This is a genomic window from Luteimonas viscosa (genome assembly GCF_008244685.1).
Taxonomy (GTDB): domain Bacteria; phylum Pseudomonadota; class Gammaproteobacteria; order Xanthomonadales; family Xanthomonadaceae; genus Luteimonas; species Luteimonas viscosa.
In genome coordinates, this window is the sequence record NZ_VTFT01000001.1 from 3,221,976 (window position 1) to 3,244,257 (window position 22,282).

Consider the following 22,282-nt stretch of genomic DNA (forward strand, 5'->3'; position numbering starts at 1 on the left):
GCATTTGAAAATCAGGAAATATCTTGTGCGTCGCAGCACGCTCGGCGCTTGCAGGGTCTGCGGCGGCAGGCTAGATTATTCCGAATTACAGAATTAAGTTCCATATTACGGAATTAAAGTGACGAATGCGACCCCGCCACGACCGCCCAGCCTGCACCTGCTCGTGCGGCGCGAGGACATCGATCCCGAACGCCTGGGCGGGCGCGTGGTCGTGGTGATCGACGTGCTGTTCGCCACTTCGACCATCGTCCGCGCGCTGGGCGCCGGACTGGCCGCCGTCTATCCCGCCAGCGACGACGACGATGCCCGCCAGGCCGCACGGCTGCGGCCGGATGCGGTCGTGGCCGGCGAATACCTTGCGCGCACCCTGCCGGACCACGCCCCGGCCACGCCACTGGCGCTGGCGGCACGGCTGCACGAGGGTGGCGAGCTGGTGTACTTCACGACCAACGGCACCCGCGCCATCGCCGCCTGCCGCGCCGCCGCCGCCGTGTACGCGGGCGCGCTGACCAATGCCGCCGCGCTCGCGCGACACATCGCGCGCGAACACCCGGGCATGCCGGTCCTGCTGGTCTGCGCGGGCTCGCTGGGGCGCTTCTGTGTCGAGGATTTCGTCGGCGCCGGCCATCTTGCGCGCGCGCTGCGCCGCTGCGCCGAGTACGCGCCCACCGATGCCGCGCTCGGCGCCGAGTTCGCCAGCCTGGGCGTCGAACCGGGCGCCGCGCTGGCCGGCTCGCGCGTCGGCCGCATGCTCGCGGGGGCGGGGCTGGAACAGGAGATCGCGCATGCCGCCGACTGCGACAGCTGCGAGGTGATACCGGTGCTGCGCGACGGCGTGCTGGTGAGGGCGGCGGCATGAGCGGCCCCTCGCCATTTCCCGCGGTCGAGGCGAACGCGGCGCGGCTGCAGGCCTGGCTGCAGGCACGGCTGGAAGGTTTCGGCGGCGGGTTGCAGGTCGACCGGCTCCACGGCGGTCGCTCCAATCCCGGATGGCGCCTGCGCACCGCCGAACGCGACTGCGTGCTGCGCGCGCGTCCCGGCCCGCGCGATCGGCTGCTGCCGTCCGCACACGCGATCGAACGCGAGTACCGCGTGCAGCAGGCGCTTGTCGGCAGCGGCGTGCCGGTTCCGGCGGTGCACGTACTGTGCGAGGACGAATCGGTCATCGGCGCGGGCTTCTACGTCATGGATTTCGCCGATGGCGAGATCTTCCGCGAGCAGGCGATGCCCGACCAGTCGCGCGAAGGTCGCGCCGCGCACTACGACGCGATGAACGCCGCGATCGCGGCCCTGCACGGGCTAGACGTGGATGCGCTCGGCCTGCGCGACTTCGGTCGTGGCGGCAGGTACTTCGCCCGCCAGATCGACCGCTGGACGCACCAGTACGCGGCCAGCCGCGACGGCGCGATCGACGCGATGGATCGCCTGATCGCGTGGCTGCCGGCGCACGTGCCGCACGAGGACGACGAGCCGGTGGCGCTGGTCCATGGCGATTTCCGCCTCGACAACCTGGTGTTCGCCCAGGGCGAGCCCCGCGTGCTCGCGGTGCTCGACTGGGAGTTGTCCACGCTCGGCCATCCGCTGGCCGATTTCGCCTACCACGTGATGAGCTGGCACATCACGCCGGGCTTCCTCACCGGGCTCGGCGGGTTGGACCTCGATGCGCTGGGCATCCCCGACGAGCGCGCCTACGTGCGGGCGTACGAGCGGCGCACCGGGCGCGATGCCGGCGCGCACTGGGACTTCTGCCTGGCCTACAACCTGTTCCGGCTGGCCGCGATCCTGCAGGGCGTGGGCGCGCGCGCGCGCGCCGGCATGGCCACCGATCCGGACGCGCCGCGTTTCGCGGCCCAGGCGCCGATGCTGGCCGAACTCGGCTGGCGCTTCGCGCGGCGCGCGCAGGGCGGTGCATGAACGCGATGCGCGCCCCGATTTCCGCTGTTCTCTCCCACGGCAAGGCACAGTCACCATGGCGGTAACCAGTACTTCGCGCGACGGCATCGCCGTCATCACCTTCGACAACCCGCCGGTCAACGGCCTCGGCCTCGACGTGCGCCGCGGCCTGGCCGAAGCGCTGGCGTCGGCCAACACCGACGACGCGATCCAGGGCATCGTCATCACCGGCGGCGGCCGGGTGTTTTCCGGCGGCGCCGACATCAAGGAATTCAACACGCCGCGCGCGACCCAGGCGCCCAACCTGCACGACCTGATCGCGGCGGTGGAAGACAGCGCCAAGCCGGTGTGCATCGCCATCAACGGCACCGCGCTCGGCGGCGGACTGGAACTCGCGCTCGGCGCGAACTACCGCGTCGCCCACGCGGAGGCCGAAGTCGGCCTGCCGGAGGTGAAGATCGGCATCCTGCCCGGTGCCGGTGGCACCCAGCGGCTGCCGCGCGCGGTCGGGCTGGAGGCGGCGTTGAACATGATCGTGTCCGGCGCGCCGGTCGCTGCCGGCAAGCTGGCCGGCACCGCGTTGTTCGACCAGGTGGTGGAGGGCGATCCGGTCGAAGCGGCCGTCGAGGTGCTTCGCGGGAAGATCGTCGCTGGTGGACCGCACCCGCGCATGCGCGACCGCAAGGTGGAACACGACGACGCCCAGGGCTTCCTGGCCTGGGCACGCATGGGCGTGGCCGCGGCATCGAAGCACTTCCCGGCGCCGCTGCGCTGCGTGGACGCGGTGGCCGCGTCACTGAAACCGTTCGACGAAGGCATGGCCATCGAACGCGAAGGCTTCACCGTGCTGGTCGAATCACCTGAATCCCGGGCGCTGCGCCATGCGTTCTTCGGCGAGCGCGCCGCGGGCAAGATCGACGACATCGGCGCGGACGTGCGGCCGCGAACCATCGACAGGGTCGGCATCGTCGGTGCCGGCACCATGGGCGGCGGCATCGCCATGAACTTCCTCAACGCAGGCATCCCGGTGGCGCTGGTCGAAACCACGCAGGAAGCACTGGATCGCGGCGTGGCGACCATCGGCCGCAACTACGGGAACAGCGCGAAGAAGGGCAAGCTGACTGCCGAACAGGTCGCCCAGCGCATGGCCCTGCTGACGCCGTCGCTGGACTACGCCGTGCTGGCCGATGCCGACCTGGTCATCGAGGCGGTGTACGAGGACTACGCGGTCAAGCAATCGGTGTTCGGCAGGATCGACGCGGTGGCCAGGCCTGGCGCGATCCTCGCCACCAACACCTCGACCCTGGACGTGGACCGGATCGCTGCCTTCACCTCGCGCCCGCAGGACGTTCTGGGCCTGCACTTCTTCAGTCCGGCCAACGTGATGCGCCTGCTGGAGGTGGTGCGCGGCGCGCAGACCGCGAAGGACGTGATGGCGACCGCGATGGCGATGGCCAAGCGGATCCGCAAGACCGCGGTGGTCTCGGGCGTCTGCGACGGCTTCATCGGCAACCGCATGATCGAGCAGTACTCGCGCCAGGCCGGCTTCCTGCTGGACGAAGGCGCGCTGCCGCAGCAGGTCGACCGGGCCATGGAAGCGTTCGGCTTCGCGATGGGTCCGTTCCGCATGGGCGACCTGGCCGGCAACGACATCGGCTGGGCGATCCGCAAGCGCCGCTATCTCGAACGCCCCGACATGGTCTATGCGCGCAATGCCGACCTGCTGTGCGAAATGGGCCGCTACGGCCAGAAGACCGGCAAGGGCTGGTACGACTACGTGCCGGGCGACCGCACGCCGCATCCCTCGGCCGAGGTCGAGGCGATGATCGTCGCGCAGTCGCAGGCCCAGGGTATCGAGCGCCGCGAGATCGGCGACGACGAGATCGTCGAGCGGCTGGTGTACGCCCTGGTCAACGAAGGCGCACGCATCCTCGAGGAAGGCATCGCCGCACGCGCCTCGGACATCGACATGGTCTACCTGTCCGGCTACGGCTTCCCGGTGTGGCGCGGCGGGCCGATGTTCCATGCCGACCAGGTCGGCCTCTACAACGTGCTGGCGGCGATGCGCCGCTACGCGCGCGGCCATCGCGGCGACGCCTGGGAACCGGCACCGCTGTTGCTCGAACTGGCCGAGTCCGGCCGCGCCTTCAATGATCCGGTCGCGCGTCCGCGCGCCGTCGCCGCATGAGGTCCGCAGTGAAAGAAGCCGTCATCGTCTCCACCGCGCGCACCGCGCTGGCCAAAAGCTGGAAGGGCGCACTGAACCTGAGCCACGGCGCCACGGTCGGCGGCCACGTGGTCCGCCACGCGGTCGAGCGCGCCGGCATCGAGCCTGCCGAGGTCGAGGACGTGGTGATGGGCTGCGCCTGGCCCGAGGGCGCGACCGGCAGCAACATCGCCCGCCAGGTCGCGATCCGCGCCGGGCTGCCGGCCAGCGTGCCCGGCGCCACCGTCAACCGCTTCTGCGCGTCGGGATTGCAGGCCATTGCGCAGACCGCGCAGCGCATCGTCGCCGGCGAGGGCGAGGTGTTCGTCGCCGGCGGCGTGGAGTGCATCTCCACCGTGCAGAACACGATCAACCAGCACATGCTGGAGGACACCTGGATGCAGCGGCACTACCCGGCGATCTACATGCCGATGCTGCACACCGCCGAGAACGTCGCCAGGCGCTACGGCATCGACCGCGAGCGCCAGGACCGCTACGGCGTGGAGAGCCAGGTACGTGCCGCCGCCGCGCAGGCCGCCGGTCGCTTCGACGACGAGATCGTGCCGATCACGGTGCGCATGGCCGTGGCCGACCCGGTCACCCGGGCGATGGGCACGCGCGAGGTCACGCTGTCGGCCGACGAGGGCATCCGTGCCGACACGAACTACGAAGGCGTGTCGAAGATCCGCACCGCGGTGCGCGGCGGCGTGATCTCGGCGGGCAATGCCAGCCAGTTTTCCGATGGTGCATCGGCCTGCGTGCTGATGTCTGTCGACGCGGCGCAGCGCAGGGGCGTGCAACCGTTGGGCGCGTTCCGCGGCTTTGCGGTCGCCGGCTGCGAGGCCGACGAGATGGGCATCGGCCCGGTCCACGCGGTGCCGAAGCTGTTGAAGAACGCCGGCCTCGGCGTCGACGACATCGGCCTGTGGGAACTCAACGAGGCGTTCGCGGTGCAGGTCCTGTACTGCATGGACCGGCTCGGCATCCCGCACGAGCGGCTCAACGTCAACGGCGGTGCGATCGCGGTCGGCCATCCCTACGGCGTCAGCGGCGCACGGCTGGTGGGCCATGCGCTGATCGAAGGCAAGCGCCGCGGCGTGCAGCACGTGGTCGTGACCATGTGCGTCGGCGGCGGGCAGGGCGCGGCCGGGCTGTTCGAGGTCCTCTGACGGCAATGACCAGCCTGCTGATCTCGCGCGAAGACCTGCGCTTCCAGTTGTACGACTGGCTGGGCGTGGAGGCGCTGTTGCAGGCGCCGCGCTTCGCGGCGCACTCGCGCGAGATGTTCGATGCGGTGATCGACAGTTGCGAGCGCCTGGCCGCGGACGTGTTCGCGCCCTGCAACCAGGCGGCGGACCGGCAGGAGCCACAGTTCGATGGCGAACGCGTCGCGGTGTTGCCGCAGGTGGCGCAGGCCGTGCGCGCCTTCGCCGACAGTGGCCTGCTGGCCGCGACCCAGGACGATGCGGTCGGTGGCATGCAGCTGCCGGTGGTGATCGAGAAGGCGGCGCTGGCCGGGTTGTACGCGGCCAACATCGGCGCGTGCGCGTATCCCGCGCTGACCATCGGCAACGCCTCGCTGCTGCTGGCGCATGGATCGCCTGCGCAGATCGAGGCGTTCGCGTTGCCGCAACTGCGCGGCGAATGGACCGGCACCATGTGCCTGTCCGAACCGCAGGCGGGCTCGTCGCTGTCCGACATCACAACGCGAGCCGAATTCGAATGCGATTCGCAGCTGGGGCCGCAGTACCGCCTGGCCGGTCGCAAGATGTGGATCTCGGGCGGCGAGCACGAGATCCTCGGCAACATCGTCCACCTCGTGCTGGCCAAGGTGCCGGATGCGGACGGCAAGCTGCCGCCGGGCACCCGGGGGATCTCACTGTTCATCGTGCCGCGCTCGCTTCCCCGTGCGGACGGTGGCGCGGGCGAACGCAACGACGTCAGCCTCGCCGGACTCAACCACAAGCTGGGGTACCGCGCGGCCGTCAACTGCGCGCTCAATTTCGGCGAGGGCCGCCACACGCCGGGTGGCCGTGCGGGCGCGATCGGCTACCTGGTCGGCAGGCCGGGCGCTGGACTGGCCTGCATGTTCCACCTGATGAACGAGGCGCGCATCGGGGTCGGCCTCGGTGCGGCGGCGCTGGGCTGCACCGCGTACCTGCACGCGCTCGACTACGCGCGCAACCGCCCGCAGGGGCGGCTGCCGGGGCCCGCGGGCAAGGACCCCACGCAGCCGCAGGTACCGCTGGTCGCGCACGCGGACGTGCGCCGGATGCTGCTGGCGCAGAAGTGCTATGCCGAAGGCGGGCTCGGGCTGGTGCTGTACTGCGCGAAGCTGGTGGACGAGGCGCGCATCGCGCGCGAGGCCGGCGACGCCGCGACGGCGCTCGAACGCGAACGCCTGCTGGACATCCTCACCCCGATCGCCAAGAGCTGGCCGGCGCAGTGGTGTCTGGCCGGCAACGACCTCGCCATCCAGGTCCACGGCGGCTACGGCTACACGCGCGACTACAAGGTCGAGCAGTTCTGGCGCGACAACCGTCTCAACGCCATCCACGAAGGCGCGCACGGCATCCAGGGCATCGACCTGCTCGGGCGCAAGGTGGCGATGGATGAAAGTGCCGCGTTCGACGCGTACTGCGCGTTGCTGGAATCGGAGATTGCACGCGGTCGCGCATCGATTCACACCGATTGGGCAGATGCGCTCGCGACGCGACTGGCGCGTTTGCGCGACGTCACCGCGAAGCTGCTCGCCGTGCCCGATCCGGTCGCGCGGCTGGCGAACGCGACGCCCTATCTCGAAGCCTTCGGCCACGTCACCGTGGCCTGGGTCTGGCTGGGGCAGGCGCTGGCGCTGGGAACGCGCGACGACGACTTCGCGCAGGGCAAGCGCCAGGCTGCGCGCTGGTTCATGCAGTGGGAACTGCCGCGCGTGGATGCGTGGCTCGACCGGCTGGCCGACAACGACGACACCGCGCTGGCGATGCGCGACGCATGGTTCTGAAGGAGCACGACATGAACGACGACACTGCGCGACCCGGACGCAAGCTGTTCGACCTCGATGGCCGCGTCGCGCTGGTCACCGGAGGTTCGCGCGGCCTCGGCCTGCAGATCGCCGAAGCACTTGGGGACTACGGCGCCACCGTCGCGATCTCCGCGCGAAAGCAGCACGAACTCGACGCGGCGCTGGCGCACCTGCGCGGGCGCGGCGTCCGCGCCGAGGCCTTCGCCGCCGATGTCGGCAAGCCGGAGTCGGTGTCGCAGCTCGTCGCCGCGGTGCTCGATGCGTTCGGGCAGGTCGACGTCCTGGTCAACAATGCCGGTGCGAGCTGGGGCGCCGACGCCGCCGACTATCCGCTCGAAGCCTGGGACAAGGTGTTCGACCTCAACGTGCGCGGGCTGTTCGTGCTCACGCAACAGGTCGCCAAACGCTCGATGCTGCCGCGCGGCGGCGGTCGCATCATCAACATCGCCTCCATCGCCGGCCTGCGCGGCAACGCCGGCGGCGCGCTCCGGACCATCGCCTACAACGCCTCCAAGGGTGCTGTCGTGAACCTCACGCGCGCGCTCGCGGCGGAGTGGGGCGGGCAGGGGATCACCGTGAACGCGATCGCGCCGGGGTTCTTCCCCTCGAAGATGAGCCAGGGCGTGATCGACGCGCTCGGCGAGGACGCGTTGATGGGCAACGCGCCGTTGCGCCGACTGGGCGGCGACGAGGACCTCAAGGGCGCCGCGCTGCTGTTCGCCTCCGATGCCGGCGCGCACATCACCGGCCAGGTCCTCGCGGTCGACGGCGGATATACCGCGGTATGAGCACCGGCTCGTCGAACATCGGCACGTCGAAGCCGGGGGCGTCGCACACGGACACACCGGGCATGGGCGACCTGCGCGGCAAGGTCGCGGTGATCACCGGCGCCGGCTCGGGTTTCGGCCGCGAGTTCGCGCGCCATGCCGCGCGCCAGGGCATGGCGCTGGTGCTGGTCGACGTGCAGGCGGACGCCCTGGGCGCCACCGTCGCCGAGCTGGAAGCCATCGGCGCGCCGTTGATGCACCGCCGCCTCGACGTGACCGACGGCGAGGCCATGCACGCGCTGGCGCACGATGCCTGGGCGCGCTACGGCGCGGTGCACCTGCTGTTCAACAACGCCGGCGTGGGTTGCACCGGCCTGGTGTGGGAAGCCAGCGTGCAGGACTGGGAATGGGTGCTGGGCGTGAACCTGTGGGGCACGATCCACGGCCTGCGCGCGTTCGTACCGCGGATGTTGGAAGAGGCCCGCGAGAACGCCGGCTATCGCGCGCACATCGTCAACACGGCTTCGATGGCGGGCCTGGTCGATCCGCCGCTGACCGGCCCCTACAACGTCGCCAAGCACGCAGTGGTCTCGCTGGCGGAAACGCTGCACCAGGACCTGTCGCTGGTGACCGACCGGATCGGTTGTTCGGTGCTGTGCCCGTCGTGGGTCGGCACCGGGATCGCTGCGTCCGACCGCAACCGCCCGGCCGCGGCAGCGGCGCAGACGCGGGGCGCGGCAGTCGGACGCGCGCTGGTGGAGAAGGCCGTGGCCTCGGCACGGCTCACGGCCGCCGAGGTCGCGCGCATGACCTTCGACGCCATCGCCGAGCGCCGCTTCTGGATCCTTCCCCATCCGCAGGCGCTCGACGGCGTGCGCGCGCGCAACGAAGCGCTGCTCGCCGGGCAGGCGCCGCCCGATCCCTACGCCGCGCTGCCGCAACTGCGCGGCCAGCTGGTGGACGCGCTGCGCGCACCCTGAACCACGGAGAACGCATGGACCTGAACTTCAGCCCCGAAGAAGTCGCCTTTCGCGACGAGGTGCGTGCGTTTCTCGTCGCGCACCTGCCCGAAGACATCCGCGACCGCGTCCGCCGCGGCGACGATCGCAATGTCTCCGACGACCTGCGTCGCTGGCAGCGGATCCTGCATGCCCATGGCTGGGCCGCGGCGATGTGGCCGGTCGAGCATGGCGGTACCGGCTGGGACAAGACCCGCCAGTACCTGTTCGAGATCGAATGCGCCGCCGCCGATGCGCCGATCCAGCTCCCGTTCGGCCTGAAGATGGTGGCGCCGGTGATCATGCGCTACGGCTCGCAGGCGCAGAAGGAGCGCTTCCTGCCAAGGATCCTCGACGGCAGCGACTGGTGGTGCCAGGGCTATTCGGAACCCGGCAGCGGCTCCGACCTGGCCTCGCTCAAGACCCGCGCCGAGCGCGACGGCGACCACTACGTGGTCAACGGCCAGAAGGCCTGGAACACGCTCGGCCAGCATGCCGACTGGATCTTCTGCCTGGTGCGCACCGATCCGGCCGCGAAGCCGCAGCGCGGCATCAGCTTCCTGCTGGTCGACATGAAGACGCCGGGCATCCGCCTGCAGCCGACGAAGCTGCTCGACGGCGGATTCGAGGTCAACGAGGTGTTCTTCGACAACGTGCGCGTGCCCGTGGAGAACCTGGTGGGCGAGGAGAACGCCGGCTGGACCTACGCCAAGTTCCTGCTCGGCCACGAGCGCACCAACATCGCCGGCGTCGGCGCCAGCCGCCGCGAACTGGCGCGGCTGCGGCGCATGGCGCGCGAATGCCGCCGCGAGGGCGCGCCGCTGATCGACGATCCGCTGTTCGCCACCCGCATCGCGCAGGTGGAACTCGAACTCAAGGCGCTGGAAGTCACCAACCTGCGCGTGATCTTCGCCGAAGCCCGGCAGCAGGCGCCGGGACCGGAAGCCTCGATGCTCAAGATCCGCGGCACCGAGATCCTGCAGCGGATCAGCGAACTGCAGGTCGAGGCGCTGGGCGCCAGGGCGCTGGCCTACGAAGAAGACGTCGGTGGCGACGGCGAGGACGTGCCGCGCGCGGCGGCCCAGTACATGAACCTGCGCAAGCTCAGCATCTACGGCGGGTCCAACGAGATCCAGCGCAACATCATCGCGCAGACCATCCTCAAACTCTGACGGCCACGACGCATGGATTTCGCCTTCACCGAAGAGCAGCAGATGCTGCAGGACTCGATCCGGCGCTACCTGGAATCGGGCTACGGCCTGGAACACCGCGCGCGGATCATCGCCGGCGACGAGGGCTGGTCGCCGCGGACCTGGGCCGAACTCGCCGAACTCGGATTGCTGGCGCTGGATATCGACGAGGACGACGGCGGCATCGGCGCGGGACCGGTCGGCACGATGCTGGTCTCGCAGGCGACCGGCGCGGGCCTGCTGGTCGAACCGTTCCATTCCAGCGCGGTGCTGGCCACGCGCGTGGTGTCGCTGCTGGCGCAGGGCGAACGTCGCGGGCAATTGCTCGATGCGCTGGGCTCGGGCGAGGCGATCGCGGTGCTCGCGCACGAGGAAGGCGATGGCTGGGACGCGCCGCTGGAGACCACCGCGGTTTCGGAAGGCGAGGGCTGGCACCTGCGCGGTCGCAAGGCCTGCGTCTACCACGCGCCGATGGCGCACTGGCTGCTGGTCACCGCGCGCTGCGACGACGGTGTGGGCGTGTTCGTGGTGGAGCGCGGGGCGGATGGCGTCGACCTGCGCGCCGTTCGCACCCTCGATGGCCAGCGCGCCGCCGACATCGCGCTCGATGCGCGACTGCCGCCCGATGCGCGGCTGGGCGCAGGCGATGCAACGGCGGCGCTGGAGCAGTCGCTTGATCGCGGCATCGCAGCGCTGTGCGCCGACGCGCTGGGCGTGCTCGACCGGATCCTCACCGCGACCGTGCAGTACGCCCGCGACCGCGCCCAGTTCGGCACCCCGATCGGGCGCTTCCAGGCGCTGCAGCACCGCATGGCCGACATGTACATGCAGGTGGAGCAGGCACGTTCGATGACCTACTGCGCCACGTCGGCCTGCCTGCAGGACGATCCGGCATCGCGACGCGAAGCGGTCTCCGCTGCCAAGGTCATCGTTGGCCAGGCCGCGCGCCGGGTCGGCCAGGAGGCGATCCAGCTGCATGGCGGCATGGGCATGACCGACGAGCTCGACGTCAGCCACTGCTTCAAACGGTTGCTCGCCTTCGAGCTGCGCATGGGGACCACCGACGAACACCTGCGCCGCTACCGGGAAGCGGCGCAGGCGGACGCCGCCTGAAAGCGAAGGACGATCGCGACACCACACAAGGACAAACAACAGGGATCCGGGGGCGCGGCGATACCGCGGCCGACACGGCTCCTCCATCAGGGGTACTACGGGAGGGTAGATCCATGAACCGCAACACGACGCACCACGACATGCTGGCCTGGGCGGTCGCGCTCGCACTGGGAAGCGTGGCCGCGAACGCCCACGCGGACGCCGGACCGCAGGAGGAGACGGGCCCGCAGTCGCAACCGCAAGCGCAGGCGCAACCGGCACGCGACGAAGCACCGACCACGCTCGACGCGCTGATCGTCACCGCGCAGAAGCGCGAGGAAGCGCTGCAGGACGTGCCCATCACCATGAGCGTGCTGCCGGAGCAACTCCTGCAGGACGCCGGCGCGCGCGACATCAAGGAGATGCAGACCCTGGTGTCGGGCCTGAGCGTCAGCAGCACCAGTTCCGAGAGCCAGACCACGGTGCGCATCCGCGGCGTCGGCACTGTCGGCGACAACCCGGGCCTCGAGTCGTCGGTCGGCGTGGTGATCGACGGCGTGTACCGCCCGCGCAACGGCGTCGGCTTCGGCGACCTCGGCCCGGTGGAGCGCATCGAGGTGCTCAAGGGGCCGCAGGGCACGGTGTTCGGCAAGAACACCTCGGCCGGCCTGATCAACATCACCACCCGCAGCCCCGGCTTCAACCAGGCTGCCGAGGCCGAGATGACCGTCGGCAACTACGGCGCGATGGGCGTGGCCGCCGGCTACAACGACGCCTTCAGCGACACCGTGGCCTTCAGCGTGCATGCGGTCAAGCGCGTGCGCGACGGGTTCATGGACGTCGAGACCGGCGGCGGACCGCGCACCAGCCGCGAGGACGGCGACCAGAACTTCCATTCGCTGCGTGGCCAGCTGCTGTTCGAACCGAACGACGACCTGCGCATCCGCCTGATCGCCGATTACGCCAATCGCGACGAGGAATGCTGCGCGGCGGTGACCACCACCCGCGGCCCGACCGCCGCGATCGTCAATGCGCTGGTCGGCGGCAACGCGGTGATCCCGGTGCCGGACCCGGAGCGGCGCCTGGCCTACGGCAACGACATCACCCGCCAGTCGGTCGAGGACAAGGGCGTGTCGGCGCAGGTCGACTGGGACATGCCGTGGCTCGGCAACGCGACCCTGACCTCGATCACCGCCGCCCGCGAATGGAAGAACATCGGCGCCCAGGACCTCGACTTCACCACCGCGCCGATCTGGACGAGGTTCTACGGCGAGGGCGAGAACGACGTCGGCTTCGAGACCTTCAGCCAGGAGCTGCGCCTGACCGGCTCGGGCGAGAGAATCGACTGGATGGCGGGCGTGTTCTACGCCGACGAGGACCTGGTGCGCAACGACAGCATCAGCATGGGGCCGGCGTACGAGCCCTACCTGTCGATCGCACTCCTGAGCAACATCGCCGCCTCGTTCCCGCCGGGGCTGGTCGATACCGCCAACCCCGCGCTGTTCCTGTCGCAGGCGGCCGGCCGACCCTATGGCACCACCTTCGTCGGCCCCGGCAGCCACGACCACTTCGAGCAGAACGCGCGCAGCACGGCGCTGTTCACCAACAACGTCTGGCACGCCAGCGACGCGCTCGATGTCACGTTCGGCGCGCGATACACCCGCGAGCGCAAGCAGCTGGCCTCGACCTACGCCAACCCGAACGGCGGGGTCGGCTGCCTCAACGGCCTCACCAATCCGGCGCAGGTCGGCGCGGCGCTTGCCGGGCGCGGCGTGCCCGGCCCCTACATCGCCGCGCTGGTGCCCACGGTGATCGGCTACATGTGCCTGCCGTGGAGCAACGTGCAGCACCACGGCCGCCAGACCTGGCAGGAGCGCGAGGAGGAGGAGTGGTCCGGCACGCTGCGCGCCTCCTACCGCTGGAGCGATACGCTGATGACCTATGCCTCGGCGGCGCGCGGCTACAAGGCCGGCGGCTTCAACCTCGACCGCGTGCAGTCGGCCAACGGACTTTCTTCGGGTGCGGCGGGCATCACCCCGGTGGACGACACCTCGTTCCCGGGCGAGTTCGTCGACAGCTACGAGATCGGCGCCAAGTCGACGCTGGCCGGCGGCAACCTGCTGTTCAACGCCGCGCTGTTCCACCAGACCTTCAGCGACTTCCAGCTCAACAGCTTCATCGGCACCAGCTACGTGGTGCGCTCGATCCCCGAGCTGCGCAGCCACGGCCTCGACCTCGACCTGATGTGGCAGACGCCGGTCGACGGGCTCTCCCTGCAGGGCGGCGCGACGTACCTGCGGGCGCGGTTCGGCGACGACCTCCTGCCCGATGCCGACCTGGCGCTGCTGCCCGGCGCCACCCCCGGCTTCATGCCGCGCTGGCAGGCCAACGCATCGGCGACCTGGGAATGGGACATCGCCGAGCGCCTGATCGGCCGCGCCTACCTCGGCGCGCGCTACACCGGCGACCACAACACCGGCTCCGACCTCGACCCGCAGAAGTTCCAGCAGGCCTACACCCTGGTCGATGCGCGACTGGTGCTGGGCGCGCGCGACCGGCGCTGGTCGGTGGAACTGTGGGGACGCAACCTCACCGACGAGACCTACAGCCAAGTCGGTTTCGATGCGCCGATCCAGACCGGTTCCTGGAATGCCTTCCTCGGCGCGCCGCGCACCTACGGCGTGACGCTGCGATTGATGTACTGAACGGGGAGGGGCGCGTGCGGCCGCCGGGAGAGGGCGGCCGCATTGCGTCCACTGGCGGACGGAGCGCTGCGGACGAGATGGTGCAAGGCTTTGGCGCGCGATGCGCACGATGCGCGCTCGCGGCGTTCGCGGTTCTCAGGGGGCCGCGGCCGCCCCCCGATCGCGCCCCGGCGCCTCGAACGGAATCGTTTCCGGCGCCACCGCGCCGCCGCTGATGATGAAGCTCATCGCCTGGTCGACGGTCCAGTCGGTGGGCGTGAGCTTCTCCACCGGCACGATCTCGAGGTAGCCGGAGGTCGGGTTGGGCGTGGTCGGCACGTAGACCGCTGCGAGCTCGCGACCCGTGCCCTGCTCGCGGATCACGCGGGTGACGAAGCCCACCGACTTCATCTGGTCGTGCGGGAAGTCGATCAGCACCACGCGCTGGGTGCCGTCGGGCTTGGTCTGCAGGATGTCGAGCAGCTTGCGCGCGCTGGAATAGATCACGTTCGCCAGCGGGATGCGCTGCACCAGCGCTTCGACCCAGCCCAGCAGGCGCTGGCCGACCACGCGCCGCGCCAGCCAGCCGACCGCGAGGATCAGCACCAGCGTCGCGACCATCGCGATGGTGGCCTGCACCGAATCGGCGTTGATCCAGCCCAGCGCGCTCGGGAACCACGCCGCGATCTGGTGCGACAGCGGCCCCACCCAGTGCCGGCTCATGTCCGACAGCAGCACGAAGACGAACTTGACCACCACCCAGGTCAGCCAGATCGGCAGCAGGGTCAGCAGTCCGGTCAGGAACAGGCGCTGCAGGCGCTGCGCCAGTGAAGGGGGGGAAGACATGCGCCGATCTTACCGGCTCGCGATCCCTCCGCCGCGCTGGCCCGGCTAGAGCTCGCGCACCAGGCGGAAGCCGACGTCGTCGTAGCCGCGCTCCGGATCGAGCGTGCGCGAAGCGGTTTCGGTGCGCCAGCTGGCACCGGCGACGGCACGCCGCGCGCAGTTCGCCGCACAGTCCGCGCGCCATTCCGACACGATGCGCGCGCCGCCAGCGGCGCCCAGGCTGGCCGCTTCGGAGGTGGTGGGCAGGCGGTAGCGGTAGCCGTCGCGGTTCCCGAGCCACTGCGCGTAGGCTTCCGCGTCCTGCCACGACACGCAGACCACGGGATCGCCGTCGCCCTGCTCGAAGCCGGGCTCGGTCCAGTCGCGCCGGTCGAACACGCGCAACAGCGAGATGCGTTCGCGGCACAGCGCGGGCTCGCGCCCGGTGACTTCGGCGAAGCGGGCGTAGCCTGCGCGGCTGACCGGACTGGCGAACGCCGCCAGCGGACGCGTGGCGCCTTCCAGCACCACCATCCCGTCCAGGTTGCCGGGGTCGCGGCCCTGCAGGTCGGGAATGCGTTCGGCCTGCGCGAGCAGCTGCTGCACGCTCGCATTCGGCAGGCCCACCAGGCGTGCGTGCTCGACCAGGCGCATCGCATCGGCGCGGTCGAGGCGACGGGTGGCGGCCGCGAGGCGCGCCCGCAACGCCTTGTCCACGCGCGCCCGGTGGTTGGCGCGTGCGCTGGCGGACGGCGTCGCGGCTTCCTGCACGCGAGCAGCCGCCTGCAGCAGGGGCGCGGCATCGGCGTCGCGACCCGCGTCGATCGCACCGACCCCAGCCTCGCCCAGCGCATCGAGCAGGGCGGAGGAGGTGGCGGCCAGTTGCGGGTGCCCGGCTTCGGCCCGCGCGGCCTCGAGCAGGCTGTCGAGTGCGCTTTCGCCGGCGGGCGTCGTGAGCCGGCCGGCGCGCATCCGTTCGCGCGCGCGCTCGATCGCCTGGTCCGCCGCCGATAGCGGCGCCGCACCGTGCATCGTGGCGGCGTCGGCGGCCAGGGTGTCGCCGGCGGATGCCGCCGCGTCGGCGGAGACGGTGGTCGCGTCCGTCAGCGACGAGGCCGACGGGGCGGGCGTGGCCGGGTCACCCGCGTCGTCGCCCGTCAGCTGTCGCCATGGCATGCCCATGCCGAGCGCGGCCGCGCAGACCAGGCCCACCGCCACCCACGCCGGTTTCGGCAGGCGCTGCAGGCGCGTGGCGGCGCGGTGCGCGAAGTCCCGCAGCCTCGCGCCGTGGCTGAGTCCGGAAAGCGAGACGCGCTCCAGCGCCGCGAGCATCTGCGCCGCGTCCGCAAACCGCTTGCGCGGCGACTTCGCCAGGGCGCGGTCCATGAACGACTGCCACTGGCGCAGGCCGGGCGGCAGCTTCGGCAGCGGGCTCTGGGCGTGCTGGATCGCCATCGCCAGCGCGTCGTCGGCCTTGTACGGCAGTTCCCCGGTCAGCATCTCCCAGGCCAGCACGCCGACGCTGTAGAGGTCCGCGCGATGGTCGACCTGCTGCCCGCGCGCCTGTTCCGGCGCCATGTAGGCGGTGCTGCCGACGGCCAGCCCGGTCATCGTCACCCGGGTGCCGTGGCCGCGGCGCAGGGCGATGCCGAAGTCGGCCAGCAACGGCCGGTCGGCCTCGTCGAACAGCACGTTCTCGGCCTTGACGTCGCGGTGGATCACCCCGCGCGCGTGCGCGAACGCGAGCGCGGACAGCAGCGCGCGCAGGATCTCGCGCACCCGTTGCGGATCGTCGCCGAGCCGGCGCTGCCCCACGTGCCCGCGCGGCAGGTGCGGCATGGCGTACCAGGGCAGGCCGTCGGCGGTACGGCCGACCTCGTGGATGCCGACGATGTGCGGATGCTCGAGCCGCGCGATCGTGCGCGCCTCGTTCTCGAAGCGGCGGCGGCTGACCTCGTCGGCCAGCGCCTCGGGCAGCATCACCTTGATCGCGACCTCGCGCCCCAGCGACAGCTGCGTGCCCAGGTACACGGTCGACATTCCGCCCTCGCCGATCACGCGCGAGATGCGGTAGCCGGCGATTTCCGGCAACGGTCGGTGTGCGTCCTGTGTCTGCCAGCGCGTCATGCAGCCCCCTGTCCAACGTCGCCGAGGATACACAGGCCGGGCTGCGTGGCCGGTGAACCCGTCGCCCGCGTCGCGCGGCCGCGGCAGGCCCGGGGCGCGCGACCCCGACCGGTGCGTCGCGAACGATTCCGGCGGCATGGATCGCCGCCGCAGCGTCGACCCGGGCGCGCCGCTCAGCGGCGCTTGCGCCGCACGTAAAGCTGCTTGCGTACCCGCGCCACCACGTCGCCGTCGCCGTCGACCACGCTGGTCTCGAACCAGTGCAGGTGCTTGTCGCCGGCGGCGGTCGCCGCGCGCATGTTCTCCAGCGTGGCCTCGTCGAGCCGGAACTCCGCCACCACCGTGCCCTTGCCCGGCTTGACGAAGTCGATCGAGCCCGCGCGGTCCCAGACGATGTAGTCGCGACCCAGCGCCTGCAGGGTCATGATCATCCAGAACGGGTCGGTCATCGAGAACAGGTTGCCGCCGAAGTGGGTCCGCACGTAATTGCGGTTCCACGGGCGCATCCGCAGTTCGACCCGGGCGTGGCGCCAGTCCGGAGAGAGGTGGGTGACGTGGATGCCGGCGGCCGCGAACGGCGGCCACAGGTTGAAGATCCAGCGCAGCAGGGACGGGCGCATCGCGGCGAGGGGTGCGGGGGAGCGTGAGGCTACCATACGTGCTGGTATGGTCGCGTCCGGCGAGAGGCGTGGCCGCAACGCGGGCCGCTGTCACGGGCTATCGAAGGGAGTCGGCACGACCGCGCTGGGCAACGCGCGAGGCAGGGAGCCGGCTCCTGGTCCGGCGCCTGCCGGAGGCGGGTGCGGCCGACATGGGGGTGGGTGCTGCCGGGCGCGCCATGTCGGCGCGCCCCGGCACGCCAGCCGATGCGGGTGGCGACCGGTTGCCGATCCGACGGCGCGTGCTCAGACCAGCAGCAGCGATGCCATCCGGCGGCGGTAGCGCCCCACCAGCCCGGCGTCGTCGATCACGCGGAACGCATCGATCAGCGCCTTCCGCGGCAGGCCGTCGGCGTGGTTGCGGTCGATGCGCAGCATCTCCAGGAACTGCTCGAGCGCTTCCTCGTTGCGTCCGGCGACCAGCCGGTGCGCCCCAAGCAGATGGCGCGCGCGCAGGTCGGCCGGATCGGCGGCGACGGCCGCTTCCAGCGCCTCGGGCGCCGGCGCGTCCGCGAGCAGCGCGGAGAACTCGAGCCGTGCGCGCGCCTTGACCGCACGCTCGTCGGTGGACAGGTTGGCCGGCAGGCCATCGAGCAGGGTCCTGGCCTCGGCGGCGCCGCCCGTCTGCAGCAGGGCGAGCGCGAGGTCGAGCTTGAGCTCGTCGTTGTCCGGCTCGGCCTCGATCGCCCGGCGCAGACGCGGAACTTCGGCGTGCGGGTCCGGCGGCGGCGCTTCGGCGGGTTCTGCTTCATCGACCGCTTCGGCAGGTTCGATCCCGTGGTGCTTGAGGAACTCGCGTACCTGGCCTTCGGGCAACGCGCCCTGGAACCCGTCCACCAGTTGCCCGCCCTTGACCAGGTACACGGTCGGGATCGAGCGGATCTGGAACGCGGCCGCGATCTGCGATTCGCGTTCGGTGTCGACCTTGGCCAGCAGGAAGGCGCCGTGGTAGTCGGCGGCGAGCTTCTCCAGGATCGGCCCCAGGGTCTTGCAAGGCCCGCACCACTCGGCCCAGAAGTCGACCAGCACCGGCATCTCCAGCGATTTCTGCAGGACCTCGGCCTCGAATCCGGCGGTGGTGGCGTCGAAGACGTGCGGCTTGGCGGTGTCGGCGGGCATGGACTCGGTTCCTGGCAACGGACTGCCCACATTGTGGCAGAGCCGCGAAAAACAACCGGTCCGCGGGCACAATGCGGCCTCGTCCCCGCTGTCCCGGAGTGAGCGTGACCGTTGCACTGAGCCGCGCGCAGGCCCGCCGCATCGCGCTCGCCGCGCAGGGGTTCTGCGACCGCCCCCACGCCGTGCCGACGCTGCGCACCCTGTCGCGCACGCTGCGGCGCACCGGCGTGCTGCAGATCGATTCGGTCAACGTGCTGCAGCGTGCGCACTACATGCCGCTGTTCAGCCGGATGGGCCCGTACGACACCGGCTTGCTCACGCGCGCCTCGGAGCGGGCGCCGCGGCGGATGGTCGAATACTGGGCGCACGCCGCCGCATTCATGCCGGTGGACCTGTGGCCGCACATGCAGCACCGCATGCGCCGCTACCGCGAGCGCGGCCACCAATGGGCGGGGATGCGGCATTCCCCGGAACTCCTGGACGCGGTGCTCGCCCAGGTGCGCGAACGCGGCGCGTCGACGGCGCGAGACCTCGACGACGGCCTGCCGCGCGCGAAGACCCACTGGGGATGGAACTGGTCGAACACCAAGCGTGCGCTGGAACACCTGTTCGCCACCGGCGAGCTCGCCGTCGCCGGGCGCAACAGTGCGTTCGAACGCGTCTACGACCTTCCGGAGCGGGTGCTTCCCGCGCAGGTCCTGGCGCGTCCGGTTCCCGCCGATGCCGATGCGCACATCGAACTGGTGCGCCGCGCGGCGATCTCGCACGGCATCGCCAGCGAGCCCTGCCTGCGCGACTACTACCGCATGCACCACAGCCACAGCCGCCCGGCAGTGGCGGCGCTGGTCGAGGCCGGCGAACTGCTGCCGGCCAGCGTCGAGGGCTGGTCGCGACCGGCCTACCTGCATCGCGATGCGCGGATCCCGCGAAGGATCCAGGCGCGCGCGCTGCTCAGCCCGTTCGATCCGGTGGTTTGGGAGCGCGAGCGCTGCGAGCGGCTGTTCGATTTCGTCTACCGGATCGAGATCTACGTGCCCGAGCACCGGCGCACCCACGGCTACTACGTGCTGCCGTTCCTGCTGGGGGACCGGCTGGTGGCGCGGGTCGACCTCAAGGCCGGGCGCCGGCGGGGCGAACTGGTGGTGCGCAGCGCGCATGCCGAAGTCGATGCGCCGGCGGAGACCGCGCAGGCGCTTGCCGCGGAACTGGCCCTGCTCGCCGGCTGGCTCGGCCTGGACCGGGTCCGCGTGGAGCGCCGCGGCGGACTGGCCAACGCCTTGCGCCGGGCGGTGGTGGCGCAATGACGGGCACCCGCATCGGCGGTCGGGTCCGGCTCCGGCGAATCGAGCGCGGCGCGGGGATCGGGCGCGCGTGGGCCGACGACCGCCGCGCAGCGTCGCAGACGATCATGACGCGGCAGGCCCGCCGGATTGCGTCGCGGCAAGGGCCGGGGCTGCGCATCGCGCGTTCCTTCGGGATGGGCGGCGGGGATCCTTTTCGCCGGGAGGGCGCATGAGCGAAGCGAACGCGAGACTCGCCTGGACGTCGCTGCTGGTCTGGGCCTGCGCGCTGCTGGCGCTCGGCGCGCAGGTGCCGGGGTATTCGCAGGCGGTGCATCCGATGGCCCTCCCGGGTGCGCGCGGCATGCCGGGGGCAGGGTTGTTCAACGCGATGGTGTTCGTGCTGCCGGGGTCGCTCGTTGCGCTGGTCGCCTGGCGACTGCGGACGCTGCTGCCTGCGCGATCGGGTGCCGCTGCCCGGATCGGCGCGACGCTGCTGCTGCTGTCCGCCCTGGCGTTCGCGGTGCAGGGTGTTCTGCCGATCGAGCGCTCGGACACCGACGGCGCGGCCACCGCGCTGCACGCGTCGGCGTGGACGACATGGTGGATCGCATTCGCCGCGGGCAGTCTCGCGCTTGCGCTGGCGGTGCGCGAGTGGCGCGTGCCGATGCTGCTGTCGCTGGCTGCGGTCCTGGCCAATGCGCCGCTGGCCGGGGTGTGGCTGCCCGGCGGCATCGCGCAGCGGATCGCCTGCGCGTGCTGGTTCGCCGGGATCGCGTGGATCGCCTCGGGCCGCCTCAGCCGTGGCGCAGCTTGAGCGCGAGGATGATCGCGCCGAGGACGAAGGTGATGGCATTGGCGACGATCATCGGCCACGAGCGCAGTGCGATCCCGTAGCCGAACCAGCACACGACCCCGACGATGAACAACACGTACATCCCCAGCGAGATGCCGCGCGTGTCGCGGCTGCGGATCGTCTTCACCGCCTGCGGCACGAACGCCAGCGTGGTCAGCGTCGCCGCGACGTAGCCCAGCCACTCGGGGTTCATTCGCGCTCCGGTGTCCGGTACACGGTGCCGTCCTTCATCACGAAGTCGACGCCGAGCACCGCCTCGATATCGGCCACCGGATCGCCGGGCAGGGCGATGATGTCGGCGCGGCGGCCTTCCTCGATCACGCCCTGGTCGTCCAGGCCCAGCACTTCGGCGGCATTCAGCGTCGCCGACTGCAACGCGTACGCCGCCGGGATCCCGGCTTCCACCATGTAGACGAACTCGCGCGCGTTGTCGCCGTGCGGGCCGACGCCCTGGTCGGTGCCGAAGGCGATCTTCACCCCGCCGCGGTAGGCGCGTGCCGCGGTCTCCTGGATCTGCGCACCGATGCGCGCCGCCTTCGGCCGCACGATCTCGGGGAAGTAGCCGTCGATCTTCGCCTTCTCGGCGACGAAGCGCCCGGCGTAGATCGTCGGCACGTACCAGGTGCCGTGCTGCTTCATCAGCCGCATCACCTCGTCGGTCATGTGGGTGCCGTGCTCGATGCTGGTCACGCCGGCCTCGACCGCGCGCTTCATGCCCTTGGTGCCGTGCGCGTGCGCGGCGACGGAGTAGCCGTAGTCCTTCGCCGTGTCGACGATCGCGCGGATCTCCTCCACCGTGAACTGCGGCGCGTCGCCTGACTTGGCGTAGCTGAGCACGCCGCCGGTGGCGGTGATCTTGATCACGTCGCTGCCTTCCTTGTAGCGCTGGCGCACCGCCTGCCGAGCGTCGTCGACCGAGTTGATCACGCCTTCCGTCGGCCCCGGCGGGCCGATCAGGTGCGAGAGCATCGAGTTGTGGCCGTTGGTCGGGTCGGCGTGGCCGCCGGTGGTGGCGATCGACTTGCCGGCGGCGAAGATGCGCGGGCCTTCCACCAGGCCCTGGTTGATCGCGTCGCGCAGGTGCGGGCTGACCTCGCCGCCGAGGTCGCGCACACTGGTGAAACCGGCCTGCAGGGTCTTGTTCGCGTAGCCCACCGAGCGGTAGGCGTAGTCGACCGGATCGAGCCGGAAGCCTTCCGAATAGCTCTGCGGACTCGACTGGCCGCCCATGTGCACGTGCAGGTCGGTCCATCCCGGCAGGCAGGTGCGGCCGGCCAGCATGATCGACATGGTGCCGTCGGGCAGTTTCGCCCGGCCCGGCAGCAGCGAACGGATGCGTCCGTCCTCGACCACGATGGTGTGCTCGCCCAGCACCTTGCCGCTGCGGGCGTCGAACAGCCGCTCGCAGTGCAGTGCGACGGGATCGGCCGCGAGCGCGGGCAGGGCGGTGGAGGCGGCGAGGGCGAGGCTGGCGACGGACAGGCGCATGTGGGCGGATTTCCCTGGGCTGTGGTCCGACGATCATAGCCGGCCCGATGGCGGCTTCCGGGGCGCTGGGGTA

Annotated in this window: 18 protein-coding genes; 12 read left to right on the forward strand and 6 right to left on the reverse strand. The window is 71.0% G+C overall.

Annotation, left to right across the window (positions count from 1 at the left end):
* Positions 1-118: 118 nt before the first annotated feature.
* The 10 genes from FZO89_RS14300 (at position 119) to FZO89_RS14345 (ending at position 13,876) form a co-directional block, all read left to right on the forward strand.
* Complete coding sequence (locus FZO89_RS14300) at positions 119-859, forward strand: 2-phosphosulfolactate phosphatase (RefSeq protein ID WP_187471165.1); 741 nt, start codon at positions 119-121, stop codon at positions 857-859.
* A complete protein-coding gene (locus tag FZO89_RS14305; RefSeq protein ID WP_149103885.1) occupies positions 856-1,914 on the forward strand; it encodes a phosphotransferase family protein in 1,059 nt (352 codons plus the stop codon). Before FZO89_RS14300 ends, FZO89_RS14305 begins: the two co-directional genes overlap by 4 nt.
* Positions 1,915-1,969: 55 nt before the next feature.
* Complete coding sequence (locus FZO89_RS14310) at positions 1,970-4,081, forward strand: 3-hydroxyacyl-CoA dehydrogenase NAD-binding domain-containing protein (RefSeq protein ID WP_149103886.1); 2,112 nt, start codon at positions 1,970-1,972, stop codon at positions 4,079-4,081.
* A gap of 8 nt (positions 4,082-4,089) precedes the next feature.
* Positions 4,090-5,268: an acetyl-CoA C-acyltransferase gene (locus tag FZO89_RS14315; RefSeq protein ID WP_149103887.1), complete on the forward strand. Its 1,179-nt coding sequence runs from the start codon at positions 4,090-4,092 to the stop codon at positions 5,266-5,268.
* A gap of 5 nt (positions 5,269-5,273) precedes the next feature.
* Complete coding sequence (locus FZO89_RS14320) at positions 5,274-7,103, forward strand: acyl-CoA dehydrogenase (protein WP_149103888.1); 1,830 nt, start codon at positions 5,274-5,276, stop codon at positions 7,101-7,103.
* 11 nt (positions 7,104-7,114) lie between these two features.
* On the forward strand, positions 7,115-7,912 hold the full coding sequence (locus tag FZO89_RS14325; protein WP_149103889.1) for an SDR family oxidoreductase: 798 nt from the start codon (positions 7,115-7,117) through the stop codon (positions 7,910-7,912).
* Positions 7,909-8,871, forward strand: a complete 963-nt coding sequence (locus FZO89_RS14330; protein ID WP_222928124.1) for an SDR family oxidoreductase — start codon at positions 7,909-7,911, stop codon at positions 8,869-8,871. The genes FZO89_RS14325 and FZO89_RS14330 overlap by 4 nt, the downstream gene beginning before the upstream one ends.
* A gap of 14 nt (positions 8,872-8,885) precedes the next feature.
* Positions 8,886-10,061, forward strand: coding sequence for an acyl-CoA dehydrogenase family protein (locus FZO89_RS14335; protein WP_149103890.1), 1,176 nt, complete (start codon positions 8,886-8,888; stop codon positions 10,059-10,061).
* A 12-nt stretch (positions 10,062-10,073) separates the two neighbouring features.
* Entirely contained in the window at positions 10,074-11,192 is a 1,119-nt protein-coding gene (locus FZO89_RS14340) for an acyl-CoA dehydrogenase family protein (RefSeq protein ID WP_149103891.1), read from the forward strand.
* A gap of 113 nt (positions 11,193-11,305) precedes the next feature.
* A complete protein-coding gene (locus FZO89_RS14345) occupies positions 11,306-13,876 on the forward strand; it encodes a TonB-dependent receptor (RefSeq protein ID WP_262378670.1) in 2,571 nt (856 codons plus the stop codon).
* Positions 13,877-14,011: 135 nt separating this feature from the next.
* On the opposite strand, the gene FZO89_RS14350 is transcribed toward FZO89_RS14345, so the two are convergent.
* The 4 genes from FZO89_RS14350 to trxA all read right to left on the reverse strand — a co-directional run bounded on the left by FZO89_RS14350 (position 14,012) and on the right by trxA (position 18,585).
* Entirely contained in the window at positions 14,012-14,701 is a 690-nt protein-coding gene (locus FZO89_RS14350; RefSeq protein ID WP_149103892.1) for a DUF502 domain-containing protein, read from the reverse strand.
* A gap of 45 nt (positions 14,702-14,746) precedes the next feature.
* Positions 14,747-16,807, reverse strand: a complete 2,061-nt coding sequence (locus FZO89_RS14355; protein ID WP_187471166.1) for a bifunctional serine/threonine-protein kinase/formylglycine-generating enzyme family protein — start codon at positions 16,805-16,807, stop codon at positions 14,747-14,749.
* A 173-nt stretch (positions 16,808-16,980) separates the two neighbouring features.
* A complete protein-coding gene (locus tag FZO89_RS14360; protein WP_149103894.1) occupies positions 16,981-17,427 on the reverse strand; it encodes a DUF4442 domain-containing protein in 447 nt (148 codons plus the stop codon).
* A 285-nt stretch (positions 17,428-17,712) separates the two neighbouring features.
* Positions 17,713-18,585, reverse strand: coding sequence for a thioredoxin (gene trxA, locus FZO89_RS14365; RefSeq protein WP_149103895.1), 873 nt, complete (start codon positions 18,583-18,585; stop codon positions 17,713-17,715).
* A 104-nt stretch (positions 18,586-18,689) separates the two neighbouring features.
* Between trxA and FZO89_RS14370 the strand changes: the two genes are divergently transcribed.
* Together FZO89_RS14370 and FZO89_RS14375 are read left to right on the forward strand one after the other, a co-directional pair.
* The gene (locus tag FZO89_RS14370) at positions 18,690-19,889 is read left to right on the forward strand and encodes a winged helix-turn-helix domain-containing protein (protein ID WP_222928125.1); all 1,200 of its coding nucleotides are present in this window, start codon (positions 18,690-18,692) and stop codon (positions 19,887-19,889) included.
* Positions 19,890-20,097: 208 nt separating this feature from the next.
* Positions 20,098-20,682 carry a DUF998 domain-containing protein gene (locus tag FZO89_RS14375; RefSeq protein ID WP_149103897.1) on the forward strand — a complete coding sequence of 195 codons (585 nt, stop codon included), beginning with the start codon at positions 20,098-20,100 and terminating at the stop codon, positions 20,680-20,682.
* Here FZO89_RS14375 and FZO89_RS14380 read toward each other — a convergent pair.
* Both FZO89_RS14380 and FZO89_RS14385 read right to left on the reverse strand, forming a co-directional pair.
* Positions 20,663-20,914, reverse strand: a complete 252-nt coding sequence (locus FZO89_RS14380; RefSeq protein ID WP_149103898.1) for a SemiSWEET transporter — start codon at positions 20,912-20,914, stop codon at positions 20,663-20,665. The two genes, FZO89_RS14375 and FZO89_RS14380, sit on opposite strands and share 20 nt — an antisense overlap.
* Positions 20,911-22,209: a metal-dependent hydrolase family protein gene (locus FZO89_RS14385; protein WP_149103899.1), complete on the reverse strand. Its 1,299-nt coding sequence runs from the start codon at positions 22,207-22,209 to the stop codon at positions 20,911-20,913. The genes FZO89_RS14380 and FZO89_RS14385 overlap by 4 nt, the downstream gene beginning before the upstream one ends.
* Positions 22,210-22,282: the final 73 nt, after the last annotated feature.